The organism is Hyphomicrobium sp. LHD-15 (assembly GCF_031157355.1).
Classification (GTDB): domain Bacteria; phylum Pseudomonadota; class Alphaproteobacteria; order Rhizobiales; family Hyphomicrobiaceae; genus Hyphomicrobium_C.
On record NZ_JAVIFT010000001.1, the window covers coordinates 1075072 to 1093383 of the forward strand.

14 protein-coding genes are annotated in these 18312 nt (G+C 64.0%); 2 read left to right on the forward strand and 12 right to left on the reverse strand.

From position 1 onward, the window contains the following. Positions 1-285: 285 nt before the first annotated feature. Both RCO24_RS04910 and RCO24_RS04915 read left to right on the forward strand, forming a co-directional pair. The gene (locus RCO24_RS04910; protein WP_308960290.1) at positions 286-1593 is read left to right on the forward strand and encodes a VOC family protein; all 1308 of its coding nucleotides are present in this window, start codon (positions 286-288) and stop codon (positions 1591-1593) included. Between the two features lie 258 nt (positions 1594-1851). Next, positions 1852-2247: a hypothetical protein gene (locus tag RCO24_RS04915; protein ID WP_308960291.1), complete on the forward strand. Its 396-nt coding sequence runs from the start codon at positions 1852-1854 to the stop codon at positions 2245-2247. Positions 2248-2326: 79 nt separating this feature from the next. Here the strand turns inward: RCO24_RS04915 and ligA are convergent, their stop codons facing one another. From ligA to murD, 12 genes are all read right to left on the reverse strand, one after another. Next, complete coding sequence (gene ligA / locus RCO24_RS04920; protein WP_374990910.1) at positions 2327-4462, reverse strand: NAD-dependent DNA ligase LigA; 2136 nt, start codon at positions 4460-4462, stop codon at positions 2327-2329. Positions 4463-4630: 168 nt separating this feature from the next. Then, positions 4631-5488 carry an outer membrane protein assembly factor BamD gene (locus RCO24_RS04925; RefSeq protein WP_308960294.1) on the reverse strand — a complete coding sequence of 286 codons (858 nt, stop codon included), beginning with the start codon at positions 5486-5488 and terminating at the stop codon, positions 4631-4633. Between the two features lie 272 nt (positions 5489-5760). Beyond that, entirely contained in the window at positions 5761-6702 is a 942-nt protein-coding gene (gene lpxC, locus RCO24_RS04930; protein ID WP_308960295.1) for a UDP-3-O-acyl-N-acetylglucosamine deacetylase, read from the reverse strand. Positions 6703-6993: 291 nt separating this feature from the next. Beyond that, a complete protein-coding gene (gene ftsZ, locus RCO24_RS04935) occupies positions 6994-8760 on the reverse strand; it encodes a cell division protein FtsZ (protein WP_308960296.1) in 1767 nt (588 codons plus the stop codon). Between the two features lie 145 nt (positions 8761-8905). Continuing rightward, positions 8906-10165, reverse strand: a complete 1260-nt coding sequence (ftsA, locus tag RCO24_RS04940) for a cell division protein FtsA (protein ID WP_308960297.1) — start codon at positions 10163-10165, stop codon at positions 8906-8908. A gap of 15 nt (positions 10166-10180) precedes the next feature. Continuing rightward, positions 10181-11149 carry a cell division protein FtsQ/DivIB gene (locus RCO24_RS04945; protein ID WP_308960298.1) on the reverse strand — a complete coding sequence of 323 codons (969 nt, stop codon included), beginning with the start codon at positions 11147-11149 and terminating at the stop codon, positions 10181-10183. Continuing rightward, positions 11116-12072: a D-alanine--D-alanine ligase gene (locus RCO24_RS04950; protein WP_308960300.1), complete on the reverse strand. Its 957-nt coding sequence runs from the start codon at positions 12070-12072 to the stop codon at positions 11116-11118. The genes RCO24_RS04945 and RCO24_RS04950 overlap by 34 nt, the downstream gene beginning before the upstream one ends. Continuing rightward, the gene (gene murB / locus RCO24_RS04955; RefSeq protein ID WP_308960301.1) at positions 12069-13034 is read right to left on the reverse strand and encodes a UDP-N-acetylmuramate dehydrogenase; all 966 of its coding nucleotides are present in this window, start codon (positions 13032-13034) and stop codon (positions 12069-12071) included. Before murB ends, RCO24_RS04950 begins: the two co-directional genes overlap by 4 nt. A gap of 19 nt (positions 13035-13053) precedes the next feature. Continuing rightward, complete coding sequence (murC, locus tag RCO24_RS04960; RefSeq protein WP_308960303.1) at positions 13054-14493, reverse strand: UDP-N-acetylmuramate--L-alanine ligase; 1440 nt, start codon at positions 14491-14493, stop codon at positions 13054-13056. Between the two features lie 99 nt (positions 14494-14592). Beyond that, positions 14593-15708, reverse strand: a complete 1116-nt coding sequence (gene murG / locus RCO24_RS04965) for an undecaprenyldiphospho-muramoylpentapeptide beta-N-acetylglucosaminyltransferase (RefSeq protein ID WP_308960305.1) — start codon at positions 15706-15708, stop codon at positions 14593-14595. After that, positions 15705-16907, reverse strand: coding sequence for a putative peptidoglycan glycosyltransferase FtsW (locus tag RCO24_RS04970; protein WP_308960307.1), 1203 nt, complete (start codon positions 16905-16907; stop codon positions 15705-15707). The genes murG and RCO24_RS04970 overlap by 4 nt, the downstream gene beginning before the upstream one ends. Then, positions 16904-18304, reverse strand: a complete 1401-nt coding sequence (murD, locus tag RCO24_RS04975; RefSeq protein WP_308960308.1) for a UDP-N-acetylmuramoyl-L-alanine--D-glutamate ligase — start codon at positions 18302-18304, stop codon at positions 16904-16906. The genes RCO24_RS04970 and murD overlap by 4 nt, the downstream gene beginning before the upstream one ends. Positions 18305-18312 lie beyond the last annotated feature (8 nt).

The following is an 18312-nucleotide window of genomic DNA, read 5'->3' on the forward strand; positions in this document are numbered from 1 at the left end:
AAGCGCAACGAACGCAAGCTCGAAACTTATTTCGTTTCCGCGCAAAACCCCTTCGATTTCTCCCTATTTTTCTGGGTTTTATACGCTCGGGTTGATGCAGCAATTATCACAACGTCTATTTCTGTAATTTTTTCAACGCATCACGGCGTTTTTCTATTATGATTTATGAGTTGTGATTCGGAGGTGTCGCGGCCCAGCGCTCACTCTCCGCTCACAACCGACCGATCGTGCGCAGTGCGTCCGGTCGCGAATGAGTTCGACAACCGACATAATTTGGAGCGTCCCATGACCGCGAGCAGCCATCTGCCCGCTCCAAACCTCATGCCCTTGATGCGCTACCGCGAACTCGCGGAAGCGATGAGCTGGCTTGAGCAGGCGTTCGGCTTCGAGAAGCAGATCGCCGTCTCCGACAACGACGGCGAGGTCATCTATGGGCAGATGACCTATCGCGGCAGCCTCATCATGATGGGCGCAGTCCGCGATACGGATCTCGACAAGCTGATGCGCCAGCCCGACGAGGTGGGCGGCGTCGAGACCCAGAGCTGCTATATCGTCGTCGACGACGCGGATGCCCACTACGTGCGCTCTCTCGATGCTGGCGCGGATATCGTGCTCGACATCAAGAGCGACGGCCTCGGCCGGCGCGGCTACTCCTGCCGCGATCCGCAGGGCCATATCTGGAATTTCGGCACTTATAATCCGGGGCGCGGACTTGCATCGACGGCGATGACCGTCGTCGCGAGCCAGCCGGCGTCCGCTCCCAAGCGGCACAACCGCAATGTTCTGATGAGCATCGGCGGCCTCCTGCTCGCGCTCGGCGCCACCTTCTTCTGGTTCTCCGACGAGATCAAATCCGATTTCATGATGCGGGTGGCCGACGCCGCCGGGAAACATGCAATCGAGGAATCGGAACGCGCGTATGCCGAGCTCGTGAAAGTTCGCGCCGAGAAGCGCCAATCGGACGAGCGCGCAAAAGCGCTCAACGCCGATCTCGAGGCTGAGCGCGCACGCCGCAACGCCATAGAGGCGAATTCCGGGAAGGCGACCGAGCAGATCACCGAGGAGCAGACGGCGCGTCGTTCGGCGGAAGCCACGATCGCGTCTCTCCGCGACGAACTCAAGCGCGAGCGCGAGGCCTCCACCGAAGCGAAGCGCGTGAGCGAAGAAAAGCTCGCGGTCAACTCGGCGACACAGATGCCTTCGCCGCCGAAAGCCGAAACGCGGGAAATCCCCGCTGCCCCTGAACAGCCTGCGACGGGCGCGTCGCAAAACACTTCCGCCGCTTCCCACGACATTTCGCAGGCCGCGCCTCCGAGCGGCGCGAGCGACATCGAGACCTCGGCCACGACGGCTACAAAAATTCCGGCGGCCGACATCCCGCAGTCCACAGCATCGGTCACCAAGTCCGACAGTGACCAAGAAGAGAGCGCATCCCGCCTCAGCGACGCTCAATCCAAGGCAAACGAGCGGCGCCCGATCAAGCTCGCCCAGAAGCTTCCGAAGCAATCTGTCGCGAAGGGCAATCGCATTCGGCCGACCTACGTGGTCGACCTGCACGAGGTGCCTTGGCCCTATAACACTTGGTACAAGTAGCGCGCTCGTCCGGCGCGGGGGCGGCCATGCCCCCGCATTGTCGGCTGGAGCATGATTGCTTTTTTCGGTTCGCGCACGCGCGGCCATGCGGCTCCCTGTTCCCGCCGTAACAGCGCGACGGGCTCCCCCCTTCTAGTTTGCTCTCCGATCGGTCGCGACAGGCTGCGTTTCGGCGCTGTTCCCCGCTGCCCGATCGCCAACGCTCGCGTGCCGGGCATTCGTCAGAGCAAACCCAACGAGACAGAAAAGGGCGCGGTCATGCTATCGAGAGCTTCCATCGCCATTCTCATTCTGCTGGCCGGTGCGGTCGGCACATCTCCGAGCTTCGCGGCCTCCAATCCGAACGAGGCTGCTGCTGCCAAGGCGCAGCAGGCCAAGGCCAAACAGATGAGACTTGCCCGCGCCAAAGCGAAGGCGCAGGCCGAAGCGAAAGCCAAGGCAAAGGCCGAAGCCCAGGCCAAGGCACAGCAGAACCAGAAAGAAGAGTGGTACGCGAAGGACCGCGACCGCGGCCTCGACGTCGCCTCCGAATATGCGCCGAATGCAATCGCCAAGGTGCGCAAGCGGAATTACGTCGCCAAGGGCGATACCGTCAGCACCGGAAACGGCAACAGGGGCTGGCGCGCGTACATGGACAAGTACTATTCGCGCTGACTTATCACTTGAGCAGACGCAGGTCTGAGCAGGTGTGCGGGCGGAGGAGTGATCGGGCTCTTCCGCCCGCTCTCCTTTTTCAGCCCTTGATGAGGTCCAGCCACTCGTCTTCGGTCAGGACCGTCACACCCGCCTCGCGCGCCTTGGCAAGCTTGGAGCCGGCATCGGCGCCCGCGACGAGATAGTCAGTCTTGCCCGACACCGAGCCCGCGACCTTTGCACCGAGGCGCTCGGCGGTTGCCTTGGCTTCGTTGCGCGAAAATCGCTCAAGCGTGCCTGTGAAGACGACGGTCTTGCCGGTGATCGGCGAGTCCGTGGCCTGCACGCGCACGTAGGGTGTCACGGTGACGTGCGAGAGGAGGTCGTCGAGCGCCTCGACATTGTGGGGCTCGGAGAAGAAATCAACGAGCGCATCCACCACCGTTTCGCCGATGCCTTCGATGGCATCGATGTCGGCGTAGGCTTCGCTCTCCTTGCCCCCCTGAACCGCCGCTTCCACAGCCGCGCGCAAGGCTTCGAACGTCTGATAGGCCTTGGCGAGGTCCTTGGCGGTGGTCTCGCCCACATGGCGAATACCGAGCGCGAAGATAAAGCGTTCGAGCCCGATGGTGCGGCGCGCATCGATGGCGCGGAACAGCTTCTCGACCGACTTTGCGCCCATGCCTTTGCGGTTCTTGAGCTGCGTCAGACTTTTCTTGTCGTTGGCTTCGAGGGTGAAGATGTCGGCAGGGCGGCGAATGAGGCCGTCCTCGAAGAAGAGCTCGATCTTTTCCTCACCAAGCCCTTCGATATCGAAGGCAAGGCGCGAGACGAAATGCTTCAGGCGTTCCTTGGCCTGAGCCGGGCAGATGAGCCCGCCGGTGCAGCGGCGCACGACACCGCCAGAGTCCGGGCTCTCGTCGGCCTCGCGAACAGCGTGGCTGCCGCAGGCTGGGCAGATCTTGGGGAAAATAAATGGTTCGGCCCCGGAGGGCCGCTTTTCCTTGATGACGCTCACGATCTGAGGGATCACGTCGCCCGCGCGCTGCACGACGACCGTATCACCGATGTGGATGTCCTTGCGCGCAATCTCGTCCTCGTTATGAAGCGTCGCGTTCGAGACCACGACGCCACCGACCGTCACCGGCTCGAGCTTGGCGACGGGCGTCAGAGAGCCGGTGCGGCCGACCTGGATCTCGATGTCACGCAGTAGGGTCACGGCCTGCTCGGCCGGGAACTTGTGGGCGATGGCCCAGCGGGGCGAGCGCGAGACGAAACCGAGACGCTCCTGGTAGTCGAGACGGTTCACCTTGTAGACGACACCGTCGATGTCGTAGCCGAGGCTTGCGCGCCTTTCACCGATGCGGTGGTAATAGTCAAGCAGCTCTTCAGTCGTTCTGCAGAGTTCAACGTCTGGATTGACCGGAAGCCCCCAACCCCTCATCGCCTCAACTACGCCTTGCTGAGTATCGGCCGGTAGACTGGTGACCTCGCCCCAAGTGTAGGCAAAAAAACGAAGCGGACGCGCGGCAGTGATCGCGGCATCGAGCTGGCGCAACGATCCCGCCGCCGCGTTGCGCGGATTGGCAAAAGTTTTGGCTCCGATGGCCGCTTGCTTCTGATTAAGAGCCTGAAAATCATCTGGGCGCATATAAATCTCACCGCGCGCCTCAAAAACGGAAGGGATATTGCGCCCCGATAGACGCTCAGGGATTTCAGCAATTGTGCGAATATTCTCGGTGACGTTTTCGCCCTCGGCCCCATCTCCACGCGTGGCAGCCAGAGCCAGATGCCCTTTCTCGTATCTCATCGAGATCGAAAGACCATCAATTTTTGGCTCAGCGCTCAATTCAAGACCTTGTGGATCATTGATACGCAAGAATCGCAATACGCGGGTGACGAAATCCTGAACATCTTCATCGGAAAATGCATTATCCAGCGACAGCATAGGCACGCTGTGTTGGACCTTTTTGAATCCTTCAGCAGGGCCTGCGCCGACCAAAAGGTCTAAAAGACCTAGCTCCAAATTTGGAAAACGTTTTTCGATTTCCGCAACGCGCCGTCTAAGAGCGTCGTAATCGGCGTCAGAAATTTCCGGGGAATCGGACTGATAATAAACTTTATCGTGATGAGCGATTTCAGCGGCAAGCCGCTCTCGCTCGACTGTCGCTTCGCCTATAGTCAGCTTGTCAACGGGCACCCGACTTGGGTCCCTTTTAGTTACTTTCTTAGCCAAGCCGCTCAACTCCGCTCTAAGCGAGGCCGCGCGTCCTTACGGCCTCAACGATACGAGGACGCTACTCTAGAGCGTTCAACATGGCCAAGGTGGCTGCGAAGCGTCCTAAATTTAAAGAAACACTAGCTAGCGTTTCGCGGAAGCGGGAGCAGTTGGGCGCGACGGGCCTCAGCCCGGGCCGCCGAGCGATAGCTTGGGCACGGCCTTCCAGGCCTTGGTGATCCAGGAGTCGCCGCTCATCGCCGGCGCGTGGCCTTCCGACTTCAGGAGCGCGTAGGCGCTCTTGTACCACTTGGATTCGGGGAAGTTGTGCCCGAGCACGGCGACCGCCGTCTGCGCCTCGTTGATGACGCCGAGCGCCATGTAGCACTCGGTGAGACGCATCAGCGCCTCCTCGACGTGCGCGGTCGTCTGGTAATCGGACACGACCGTCTTGAAGCGGTTGATGGCCGCGACGAAGTTCTTGTCCTTCATGTAATAGCGGCCGACCTCCATCTCGGAGGCGGCAAGCGTATCCTCCGCGATGCGAATGCGATTTTCGGCATCGCGCGCGTAGGTGCTGTCCGGATAGCGAGACTTCAGGATCTTGAGCTGCTCAAGCGCCTTGCGAGTCGCGCCCTGGTCGCGGTTGGCAGTCTTGATGTCGTCGAAATAGGCCGAGGCGATGATGTGGTGCGCGAGCGGCGCATCCTTGGTGCCCGGATGCATGACGGTGTAGCGCTCGGCCGAGGCAATCGCCTCCGGTGTCTTGCCGGCCTTGTAGTAGGCGTAAGCGGCGAGAACGATGGCGCGGCGCGCTTCCGACGAATAGGGGTGCGAGCGATCGAGATCTTCGTACTTGCGGGCCGCCTCTTCGAACTTGCCCTTGCTCATGAGCTTGTCGGCGTCGGCGTACATCTTTTCGGGTGGGTCGGTGTTGAGAATCTGGGACGTATCGCCGGACGACGCGCAGCCGGCCATCGCGAGCGCAACACCACCCATGGCGCACCACAGAACGGCCGCTGCCCATTTTGGCGTCGTGCGCATGAAAGCCGTACTCCCCACCGTCGTTCAGACGTCCCGCCATCCACCTGGCGGTTATCTCGTTTGACTAGCACACTTCAGATCAGGTCTGAAGCCGGCAACGCCCCTATCGCCACCGTAATCTAACGTAGTTCCACAATGTGGTTGATCTGAGGCCCGCAGACAGCAAGTTCAACACAAAAATTGAAATGGTTACAGAGTGTTGCAGGCGCCGGATAAACGAACCACCGGAGACGGAATCCCCGGTGGCTGAAAACTTCGACAGCGCTCTCGAATCACTCGCCGGCAGCAGCGACCGCGGCGCGCTCGAAGGCGACCGGGCGAGCTTCGCGGACGCGGGGAGCCTGCACGATGGCCCAGGCCGAGCTATCCTCGAGCAGCTTCTGAAGAACCAACGAGTTCAGGCGGTGGCCGCCCTTGACCGAGCGATAAGCGCCGAGAATCGGGTGACCCGAGAGGCTGAGATCGCCGACGGCATCGAGCATCTTGTGGCGGACGAACTCAAGCGGGTCGCGGAGACCTTCGCGGTTCATGACGCGGTCGTCGCCGATGGCGACAGTGTTGGTGAGGTTGGCACCGAGAGCGAGGCCGGCCTTCCAAAGGCGCTCGACGTCGCTCATGAAACCGAACGTGCGGGCATTGGCCAGCTCGTTGCGGAACACGCCCGGGCTCATCTCGAAGGCAAGGCGCTGCTTGCCGATCACCGCGGACGGGAATTCGATTTCGACATCGAGGTGGAAACCGGAATGCGGGGTCAGCTCGCCCCAGCAATCGCCTTCTTCGACACGGACAGGCTTCAGAACCTTGAGGAAACGGCGGGGAGCGGGAAGCTCACGGATACCGACTTGATCGATCGCCTCGACGAACGGCGCCGAGCTGCCGTCCATGATCGGCACTTCCTTGCTGTCGATCTCGATGATGCAGTTGTCGATCTGGAGGCCGCGGAGGGCGGCGAGGAGGTGCTCAACGGTGGAAACGGTAACGCCTTCTTCGTTTCCAATGACCGTGCAGAGCGTGAGGTTTTTGACGTTGCAGGTTTTAGCGGGGATCTCGGCGGTGATACGGCCGCGTTTCGTAACCACGAAACGGAGCCCAGTGTCAGCTACTGCCGGATGCAGGATGACCGAAACTGGCGCTCCGCTGTGCACCCCCGTGCCGTGGACCTGGATTTCTTGAGCAATCGTCGTCTGTCGCGCGCCGATGAAGCGATTTGACATGCTGCGCCGTCCCTCGATTTTAGCATTCCGTCCGAAAACGGTCTGCCACCCCCGTCCGGTGCTCGCTTCCGCTCACTCCTTCCCCGATTTGTCTGCCCGGCTTATCTCTCGGTAAGCTTTTTTCGGTTGTCCGAAGGGCAGTCGAGTGAAGCGGATGTAGTGCGAACCGGTCGTTATTAAGAAACGATAGCCCCCGTCCCGCTGTGGCACAAATCACGCTTTCTTACGTTGTGTTACGTTCGCAACCGCCTCCCGGGGAGGTGCCGCGAACGGGCCAGCGAGACCCTAGCCCTATCGGCGTCTTTCCCTGAAAAATACGGGCAATTCAGCGTCTTGGCTACTACGCTCGTAATCGTCCTCGGCTTGGGGATAACGCTCGTAGATGTCGTTTTCCGCAGCGTGGACCTGCTCGGGATGCGCCTCGTGCTGATAGGGCTCTGACGGAATCGGATGGCGTGTATCCGAATCACCTGTTCCGCGCACCCTGCCGGCGATTCGCTCGAACAAGCTCAGACGGCGCCGCGGCTCAGGAGCCTGGGAAACGGGCCGCTGCTCAGGTACCGGCGCGGCCTCCGCATAGGGGCTTTCGCGATAGGGCCGCTGACCGGCCGCCGCGGCATAATCGGTCGCATCCGGGGCCCGGCGCGGCTGGCGACGAATCTCGGACGGTGGCTGGGGCGCGAAGGCACCGGTCTGGGCCTGATGCGGCGCGGCATAGCCCTGAGGCAGCGGCGGCGGGGTCGAAGCTTGCTGGAACTGCGGCGGACCTTCCTCGATCGTCACATTGCCCGGACCGCGCCACGAATCGCGGCTGCGGGGGGCGTCATAGGGCGCGCTAGCGGGCTGCTGGACCCTCTGCGAGCCGAACGGCTGGGTTGTAGGCGACGAATACTGCAGCGCCTCGGTCAGCCGCTGCTGGAGATCCTGGGCGCCGCCGCGAAGCTCACGCGGGTCGGGCGCATAAGTGTTGGCGGGCGGGGGAGCGGCGCGGGACGCCTCCTGGCGTGCCGCAGGGCGGCCGGGGGCGGGCGCTGCTTTCGACGCGCGAATCCAATCCTCCGCGGGGGCCGGCGGGCGGCGTTCCGCCTCTCCTGCCCGGCTCATGCCGGAGGCGACGATCGAAACCCGAATGCGATCGCCGAGCTGCGGGTCGTAGGTGGCGCCAACGATGATGTTTGCCTCGGGATCAACTTCCTGGCGTACGCGGCTTGCGGCTTCGTCAACCTCGTAGAGCGTGAGACCGGGGCCGCCGGTGATCGACAGCAGGAGGCCCTTGGCACCGCGAAGAGAAACGTCGTCCAGCAACGGGTTCGAGATCGCCTCCTCGGCCGCGACCGTCGCGCGGCGCTCGCCGCTCGCTTCGCCGGTGCCCATCATGGCCGTGCCCATGCCGGTCATGACCGTGCGCACGTCGGCAAAATCGAGGTTGATGAGGCCTTCCTTGATGATCAGATCGACGATGCAGGCAACGCCCGAATAGAGCACCTGATCGGCCATCACGAAGGCTTCGGAGAAGGTGGTCTTCTCGCTCGCGATGCGGAACAGATTCTGGTTCGGAATGACGATCAGCGTATCGACGTAGTTGCGCAGCTCCGCGACGCCGGCTTCCGCGATGCGCGCGCGGCGTGCGCCTTCGAACAGGAACGGCTTGGTGACGACGCCCACGGTCAGGATGCCGAGTTCGCGAGCGACGCGCGCGATGACAGACGCCGCACCGGTTCCCGTTCCGCCGCCCATGCCGGCGGCGATGAACACCATGTGCGAGCCTTTGATCTGCTTGCGAATGTCCTCGATAGCCTCTTCGGCCGCGGCCTCGCCGATCTCGGGGCGCGAGCCGGCTCCGAGGCCTTCGGTCAATTCGGCGCCAAGCTGAATGCGTGAATCGGTGCTGGAAGCGGCGAGGGCCTGCGCATCGGTGTTGGCAACGATGAAGTCGACGCCGACAAGCCCGGTCGCGATCATGTTGTTGATGGCATTACATCCGGCACCGCCGACGCCGATTACCGTGAGCTTCGGTCTCACATCCGAAAAATTCGGCAGCTGACCTTTAATGCTCATTTCGCCCCCGTTGTCACACGCGGGAGACCCAACCGCAGCGCGGCTCCCGGTATTCAGAACCGACCCGGTCTCGATCCGCCTTCAAAAGCGAGACCTGCCGAGTTCGACATTGGCGTGCATCCGGGACACGCCTGTCCGGAAGCACTTAGAAACCTTCTCGAAGCCAAGAGCCGACGCGCTTGAAGTAACTGCCCGCCTCAGGCTCGCGACCCTTGTAGATCCGCCGGTCGGCCGCTCCGTGCGTTTCCGCGAGAAGCAATCCAACGGCGGTCGAAAACGCGGAACTAGAAAGTGCAGGCGGCAATCCCGAAATGGCTTGCGGACCTGCAACGCGCACCGGACGACCTAATTCTGCCGCCACGAAATCCGCCAAGCCGGTCAACTGGCTGGTGCCCCCTGTGAGCACAAGACAGCGGCCGGCATAAGCCGTCATCTCGCTTTCCTCCAAGCGCTGCCGAATGTGATCGACGATGGCCAGCACACGCGGCCTTACGATCTCGGCAAGCTCGGCTTTCGTCATGTGATGCATGACACCTTCTTCATCGCCGGCAGCCGGATACGAGAAGACATCGTGCTCATCTGACGGAGCAGAGATCACTGTGCCATAAAGCGCTTTGATTCGCTCGGCCTCCGCAAGAGGCGCATGCAACGCGCGCGCGATATCGAAGGTGATTTGCGTGCCACCGAGGAGTGCCGAGCACGCGTGGACGAAGCGGTCCTCCGCGAACATGGCGATGCTGGTGGTTCCGGCGCCGATATCGACCGCGGTCACGCCGAGACGCCGCTCATCCTCGCTTGTAACTGCAAGGGCGCTCGCGAACGGCGCGGGAACGTGGCTCGCCACCTCCAGGTAGCAGCGTCCGACCGCCATCAGGAGATTGCGCAGCGGCGCCTCATCGGCGGTCACGGCGTGGAGATCGAGCTCGAGCCTATGGGCGGCCATGCCGCGCGGATCGCGCGAGCCGGGGGCGCCATCAATCCTCAGCGCAACCTCGTTCATGTGCACCAGCGAGCGGCCGCCGCGCTCGACGAAGGCCTGGCCGGCCTTCAAGAGGCGATCGAGATCGGCTTCCGCGACGAGCCCATTCTCGATGTCGGCCTTGGCCGAGAAATTGTGCGACTTCAGGCGGCCGCACGAAATCGCGACATGGACCTCCGACAGCTCGACGCCAGCCATGCGCTCAGCCTGCGCAATTGCGGCGCGCGCCGACTGCTCGGCCTTGTCGAGATCGATGATCACGCCGCCCTTGACGCCCTCGGCGCGCTGGTGGCCGGTGCCGAGAACGCGCACGCCGTTGGGCTCGACCTGAGCAATCAGGCAGGCGATCTTGCTGGTGCCGATGTCGAGCACGCCCGTGACGCGCTTCGAACTACCGCTCCGCCGCTTTGCCTTGTCTCGTGTCATTGGGTCTCCTCGCCCTCACGAACCGGTGTTCGGCGCTGCCGGGCCTGCTGCCGCAGCCGGCGCCTCGGGACGAATTGCGACGCGGCCGGGACCGCGGAAATCGAGTGTGGTGGAGCCTGCCGTGACAAGACGGACCAGCGCGGCATCGCGCGACAGCTCCTCCAGCGCTCCGACCTCACCGTCGGGCGGCAGCTCGATGGTGGTGGCGTTCGCGAGCTTGAGCTTCCAGCGGCGCTCCGAGACCCGCTCGGCCTCGGACAGGCGACCTGCGATCTCGGGGTATCGGGCGAGATTCTCGATGAGGGTCGCGGCCTCTGCGGCCGCCCCCTCGCCTGCGAAGCGCGGCAGATTGGGAAGCGCATCTCCGCCGATGGCGGCGAGCACCCGGCCGGTCTTGTCGATCAGGTAATGGCGATCGGTACGCTGCCAGATCGCGTAGGGCTTGCGCTCGGTCACGCGGATCTGCAGCTCGCCCGGATAGACGCGCGTCAGCTCGGCATTATCGACCCACGGCAGGCGCTCGATGCGGCTTTTGACGGCCGCCGTATCGAGGGCGGCGAAGGTGCGGACGTTGGTGAGATCGAGCGCATCGAACACATCGCGATCGAAGCTGAAGTGATGCCCGGTGAGCGTCACCTGATCGATGCCGAACCCCATGACGCGCGCCAAGCGTTCGAGCTTGGCGCCGTGGCCGCCCAAACGCACCGCCTCCTCGACGGCGCCCAGCCCAAGGCCAATCCCCAACGCCGCGATCAAGAGGCGGCCGCGCTTGGGCCTCCACGACAGCAGCGAAACCCGGCGCGGCTCGCGGGCTACGCCGAGATCGGGCTCGATCTGATAGGGGCCTCTGGGGACGTGAAGATCGGCTTCTTCGGGGGAGGAGGATTGGTCATGAGCGGGAGTTTGCAGGATCGCGTCGTGCGCCTGCAGCTTGGTCACCCGGGTCTGGCCTACCTCGAACAACTCGCGTCCTCGACGATCCATCGCGCGAGCTTGCCGAACGACCAGCCCGCGTAGCCCGCAAGCTCCGGAACCAGCGAGGTTCCAGTCATGCCGGGCTGTGTATTCACTTCAAGGCAGATCAGCTCGCCGGTTCCGCCGTCGGTATCGTCGAAGCGGAAGTCCGCGCGCGACACACCACGACAGCCGAGCGACGCATGGGCCGCCAAAGTGTATTTCCGGATCAACTGGTAAACATTCGGTAAAATATCGGCCGGAAGCTCGTGCTTGGAGCCGCCGGGGGCGTATTTGGCCTCGAAATCGTAGAACGCGAGCCCCTTCTGGGGGACGATCTCGATCACGTCGGTCGCAAAGTTGCCTATCACAGCACAAGTCAGCTCGCGACCCGCGATGAAGCGCTCCACCATGACGATCTGCTCGGCCGGGCCTCCCTCCAGGATGGCGCCGGCCCAATTGTTCGTTTCGGGGCGTACGATGAGCACGCCGACGCTCGAGCCCTCGTCGACCGGCTTCACGACATAAGGCGGCGGCAAGACGTGCGACAGGGACGCCTCGCGGCGGGTGACGAGCTTGGCTTCCGCCACCGGCACGCCGGCCGCTTTCATCACGGTCTTGGCGTTCTCCTTGTGCATGGCGAGCGCGGAGGCGAGCACGCCGGAATGCGTGTACGGGATCTGCATCGTCTCCAGGATGCCCTGGATGCAGCCATCCTCTCCGAATTTGCCGTGGAGCGCGTTGAAGCACACGTCGGGGCGCTCGGCCGCCAAGCGGCTTGCGATGTCGCGGTCGACGTCGATGCGGGTGACGCGGTAGCCCTCGCCTTCGAGCGCTTCGGCGACTGCGGCGCCTGATCGCAAGCTCACGCTGCGCTCGGCAGAGAGGCCGCCGAGTAGCACGGCGACATGCCCGAAAGTTCGCTCGGGCGGCTCGCCCAGGGTGTTGGTCATGATTTCACTGTCTCAGCCAATGCTTCGCCGACCGGGCGGCCGTCCTGCGGCAGGCCCAGGCGAATGATCTCCCATTCCAGCGTGACGCCGGATTTTTCCTTCACGCGCGCACGCACGGTCTCGCCGAGGCGCTCGATGTCCTCGCCGGTGGCGTTGCTGTCGTTGATGAGGAAGTTGCAGTGCTTCTCGGATACGGATGCCCCACCGACGCGGAAACCGCGGCAACCGGCTTCGTCGACCAGCTTCCAGGCGCTGTGGCCGGGCGGGTTCTTGAAGGTCGAGCCGCCGGTGCGTTCCTTGATCGGCTGGTTCTTCTCGCGATACTCGGCCACCTCGTCCATCTGACGCAGGATCTCGGCCGGATCGCCGGGCGTGCCTTCGAACAGGGCTTCGGTGAAAATCCAATCGGACGGCACCGCGCTGTGGCGATAGGTGAAGCCCATGTCGGCGAGAGACAGAACGTGGATGTTGCCGTCAGGATCGACGGCGCGGGCTTCGCGCAGAACGTCCTTGGTCTCGCTGCCGTGAGCGCCCGCGTTCATGCGTAGCGCGCCGCCGATGGAGCCCGGGATACCGCGATAGAACGCAAGACCGGAAATGCCTGCTTCGGCGGCCGCGCGCGCGACCTTCACGTCGGGGACCACGGTGCCGGCACGTACGCGGTTGCCCGGCTCGATCTTCACTTCACCGAAACCGCGGCCCAACCGAATGACGACCCCCGGCACGCCGCCGTCGCGCACCAGCAGGTTCGAGCCGAGGCCGATTACGAAGGTCGGCAGATCCTTCGGCCTGTTCCTCAGGAAGTAGGCCAGGTCGGCTTCATCGGCCGGCATGTACAGCACTTGCGCCGGGCCGCCGGCGCGGAACCAAGTGACGGCGGCGAGCGATGCGTTGGCGCTGAGGCGCCCCCGCAGCTCAGGCAGGCGCGCCGTCAGGTCGGGCGTGAGATCTGGGAATGTCACAGCGGTCTCTTCGCGATGGTCACAGGGCGCTCCCGGCGCGGCGCGGCTCGGAGGCTTCGAGCCACTCGGGCAGCGCGTGCGCCCATTCGGTCGAATTGCCGGCGCCAAGGCAGACAACCATATCGCCCGGGCGACCGTGGCGGCGAATGAGGCCGACCAGCTCGCGTGGATCGTCGATAGTGGCGACGGCTTCCGGCCCATGGGCACGAATGCCTTCGGCCAGCGCAACGGTATCGATGCCATCGATAGGCGCTTCGCCGGCGCTGTAAAGCGGCGCCACGATTACGCTGTCGGCGGCGCGGAAACAGCTCGAAAACTCGTGGAAGAGGTCGCGCACGCGCGTGTAGCGATGCGGCTCGACCACGGCGATGACGCGCCCGCGTGCTCCCGCACGTGCCGCATCGAGCACGGCCGCGATCTCGGCCGGGTGGTGGCCGTAGTCGTCGAAGATCTCGACACCGTTCCAGGTGCCAGTGAGCTGAAAGCGGCGCTTGACGCCCGCAAACGCCTCGAGGCCCGAGCGGATCACCTCGTCAGCAATGCCCGCTTGTGCCGACACACCGATCGCCGCCAGTGCGTTCAAGGCGTTGTGGTGGCCCGGCATCGGAATCCGCCAGCCGCGAAGGGAGCGCGCACCGCCTCTGACGCGCGGGCCGAGATCCGCGTCGATCAAGATCGAACGGCCATCGGTGATGACGTTGCGAAGGCGCACATCGGCATCCTCGCGCGTGCCGTAGGTCAGCAGCGGGCGTCCGTCGCGCTTCAACTCCAAGCGATCGACCATGTCGTTGACCACCGGATGATCGGTGCACGTCACCGCCATGCCGTAAAACGGAATGTTGCGGAAGAAAGCTTCGTACTCGCGATGCATGGCTTCGACCGAGCCGAAATAATCGAGGTGCTCGGGGTCGATGTTGGTGACGACGCCGATTTCGGTCGGAAGTCGCGTGAAGGTGCCGTCGCTTTCATCCGCCTCGACGATCATCCAGCGGCCCTGGCCGAGGCGCGCGTTCGAGCCCCACGAATTGATGATGCCGCCGGTGATGACGGTCGGATCGAGCCGGGCGTGCTCGAAGATGGTGCTGATCAGCGACGTGGTCGTGGTTTTGCCGTGCGTGCCGGTGACCGAGACCGTCGCGTAGAGGCGCATCAGCTCGGCCAGGATCTCGGCGCGGCGCACGATGGGCAGGCCCTTGGCGCGGGCGGCCTCGAATTCGGGGTTGTTGCGCTTGACCGCCGTCGAGATGACGACCTGGCGTGCGCCGACCAGATTGATGGCGTCGTGCCCCACGAACACGCGCACGCCCTTGGCGCGCAGGCGGCGTACGTTGGCCGAATCCTTCTGGTCACTTCCCTGGACGCTGTAGCCCTTCGCGAGCAGGATCTCGGCGATGGCGCTCATTCCGATGCCGCCAATACCGATGATGTGGAAGGGCCCGATGTCGCGGGGCATCTGCATACGTGGTGTTCCTATCTGTGCCTTATCGGGGGGCGGAGAGTACGTCCCGCCCGCGCCGGCCGTCCGTGTGACCTATCGTCAGGCTCGTCAGAACGCGTGTCATGCAAGACGTTTGCCGATCACGTCCTGGACGAGATCGGCGAGCAGCCCGACCGACGACGCCTGCCCCTGAGCCTTCGCATTGGCCGCGGCGGCCGCGAGAATTTCGGGCGCCTCGAACAGCTTTCCAAGCTCGGTCGCCAGGCGGAGCGGTGTCAAATCCCTCTGCTCGATACACCAACTGCCCCCCGATTCGGCAAGGTTTGACGCGTTTTCGAGCTGATCACTGTCGAGAGAATGCGGCAAAGGTACGAGGATCGACGGGCGCCCGATGACCGCCAGTTCGGCCACCGAAGAGGCGCCGGCGCGGGCGATGACGAGATGGCTATCAGCCATGATTTGCGGCAAGCCTTTGAAAAACGTGGCGATCTCTGCGTTGATGCCGGCGGCAGCGGTTTCCGCAGTGACTGTGGACACATCCTCGGCGCGGGCCTGCAGCACGACTTTCAGCCGCTGGCGGACGGGGGCCGGGAGGGTCGCGAGCGCCGGGGGGACGAGTTCCGAGAAGAAGCGGGCGCCCTGGCTGCCGCCGAACACAAGAAGCTTGAGCGGCCCGCCGGGTACCAGCGCCGGATAGGGGGTCTTTGCTGCCTCTATCACCACGTCGCGGACCGGATTGCCGGTGAAGCGGGCCTTCTCGGCGAGCTTGCCTTCGAGAAAGCGTGTCTTGCGGAACGAGGTGGCGATGGCAGACGCCTTGCCGGCGAGTGCGCGGTTGGCGCGCCCCAAGACGGCGTTCTGCTCGTGGATGATGGTCGGAATGCCGAGCAGGCGGGCGGCAACCAGCGGCGGAAAGGTCGGGTAACCGCCGAAGCCCACGACGGCAGCCGGCTTCAGGGTGCGCAGCAGGCCGCGCGCCTTTCGAATTCCCCGCAGCAGCGTGAAGCCCGCGCGCGCCAACGCGATCGGGTTCTTCTTGCTGCCGGGCGTCGCCGACGGGATCTGGTAGACGGAGCGCGCCGGAAATCCGGTTCCGTAGCGGTCTCCGCGCATGTCGGTCACGAGGTCGACGGCGAGCCCGCGGCGCGCCAGCTCTTCGGCGAGCGCATAAGCCGGAAACAAATGGCCGCCGGTTCCGCCGGCCGCAAGAAGAATGGAAGGCGTCTCACGCGTCACTGCTTGATCTCGTCGTTGCTGGTTTTCTTGGAAGCCACGCTTGGTCGTAGGCTCGGAAGGCTCGGCATCAATGGGGGCTTTTTGAGGCGATCGGCATCGGGGCGATGGCGGGTCAACGCGAGCAGCATGCCGAGCGTCAGCGAAATGGCAAGCATCGACGATCCGCCCGCGGATAGAAACGGCAGCGTCATGCCCTTGGCGGGCAACAGCCCGACGTTCACACCCATGTTGATCAGAGCCTGGAACCCGAACATCAACGCGAGGCCGACGATGCCGAGGCGCGTTGCGGCATCCGGCTCGGTTTCGGCGTGGCGCAGCGCGCGCAGCACGACGAATGCGAACAGCGCCAACAGGCCGAGGCAGGCTACCGCACCGAACTCTTCGGCGACGACTGCGAAGATGTAGTCGGTGTGGGCATCGGGCAGCGAGGTCTTGATGGTGCCCTCACCGGGGCCGCGTCCCAAAAGGCCACCTTCGAGAAAGGCGCGGAGCGCGCGCTCACCCTGACTGAAATCTCCGGTCGCGGGACTGAAGAAGCGATCGATGCGGGAGGTTACGTGCGGGTAGTAGAGGTAGGCCGCATAAAGGCCGACCGCACCCGCGGCGGCCACGACCGCTGCGCCCTTGAGTGCCAAACCCGACACGAACAGCATGGTCATCCAGACCAGCGTCATCAGCATGGTCTGCCCGACATCGGGCTGTATCACGAGGAGCCCGGCGAAGATCGCGAACAGCAGCATCGCGAGCGGAAGCGCCGGCATGTCGGGGCGACGACGGGCTTCGGCCAGAAGCCAACCGGATACGACGACGAAAGCGGGCTTGGCAAATTCCGATGGCTGGATGGAATGGCCTTCAATCGAGAGCCAGCGCCGCGCGCCATTTATTTCCTCGCCCAGGAAGTAGACCGCGATCAGCCCGACCAGGGAGGCGCCGAGCACGACCACCGCGAGGCGACGCACGGAAGCGGGTTCCAGCAGCGAGACCACGAGCATGATGGCGAGGCCGGCCAGCGAAAAGAACACATGCCTCTCGACGAAGTAATAGGCGTGAAAGCCTTTCTTCAGCGCGACTGCGGGACTGGCGGCAAGCGAAAGCACAGTTCCGGCGGCGACGACGATCAGGATCGCGTAGAGGAGCACATGGTCGACGGTGAACCACCATTCGGCGAGCCGGCTTCTGTCGGCGCGCGAGAATTTCATCGGCCGCCTCGCTCGGCGACCTGCTCGGCGACGAGGCGTTTGAAGGCATCGCCGCGCACCTCGAAGTTCTTGAACTGATCGTAGGAGGCGCAGGCCGGCGAAAGCAGCACGACGCTGCCGGGTTTGTTCGCAGCAAGCGCATCGGCGGTGGCGTTGCGGACGGCGACATCGAGCGTTCCGGAGCGCTCGAACGGGACTTCAATGCCCAGCGTGTCGGCGAACTCCTCGGTCGCCTCACCGATCAGGTAGGCCTTGGCGATGCGCGGGAAGTAGCTTGAAAGCGTGGTGATGCCGCCGGCCTTGGGCTTGCCGCCGAGGATCCAGTAGATGTTGCTCTCGAAGGAGGCGAGTGCCTTCTCGGTGCTGTCGGCGTTGGTGGCCTTGCTGTCGTTGATGAACTCGACCGGGCCGATGCCCGGCAACACCTCAAGACGATGAGCGAGACCGGGAAAGCTCCTCAGAGCCGCGGCGAGATCGCCATTGGCGCGATACCGCTCCGGCAAGGCTTCGATCGCCGCGATTGCCGCCGCCGCGTTCTGCCAATTGTGGCTGCCGCGCAGTGTCGGGATACCGGCGAGATCGGCTTTGAGGTGCTCGCCATCGTAGACGCGCGCTTCGAGTGCATGGAGGTTGCCTTCTTCGAGCCGCGTGCGAACCGAGATGCGGCGTACGGCCGGTGCGCCACGCTTTTGCAGCGCGCTCGCGATGCCGGCGCAGAAATCGTCGTCGACTCCGATCACCGCCGCCGTCTCGGCGCCTTCGACGAGGCGTTGTTTCACCTCGGCGTAGTGCTCGACGGTGCCGTGGCGATCGATGTGATCGGGCGTGATGTTGAGCAGCACGGCAACGGTCGGGGTCGCGCTCGGTGCAAGGTCGATCTGAAAGCTCGACAGCTCAAGAACGTGTATGCGGTTCTCGGACGGCGGCTCAAGCGTCAGCACCGCGCGGCCGATGTTGCCACCAAGTTGTACGTCGTTGCCAAATTCGTGAAGGAGGTGCGCGATGAGCGCGGTCGTCGTCGATTTGCCGTTGGTGCCGGTGATGGCGATCACGGGCGCGTTCGGGGCGATGGCTTTGCGCTCGCGGAAGAACAGCTCGACGTCGCCGATGGTCTCGATGCCGGCGGCCTTTGCCTTCTTCACCGTCCAATGCGGCTCGGGATGGGTCAGCGGTACACCGGGCGCAAGAATGAGCGCTGCAAACTTCGACCAGTCGGCCGCATTGAGATCAGCGAGCGGCGCACCAGCATCGGCTGCGGCCTTGCGGCCTGCCTCGTTGTCGTCCCAGGCCGCGACTTCGGCGCCGCCTTCGACGAGTGCGCGCACGGTCGCGAGCCCCGAGGCGCCGAGCCCGAAGACTGCAACCGTCTTACCCTTGAAAGCCGTCGCGCGAATCATGGGGCTAA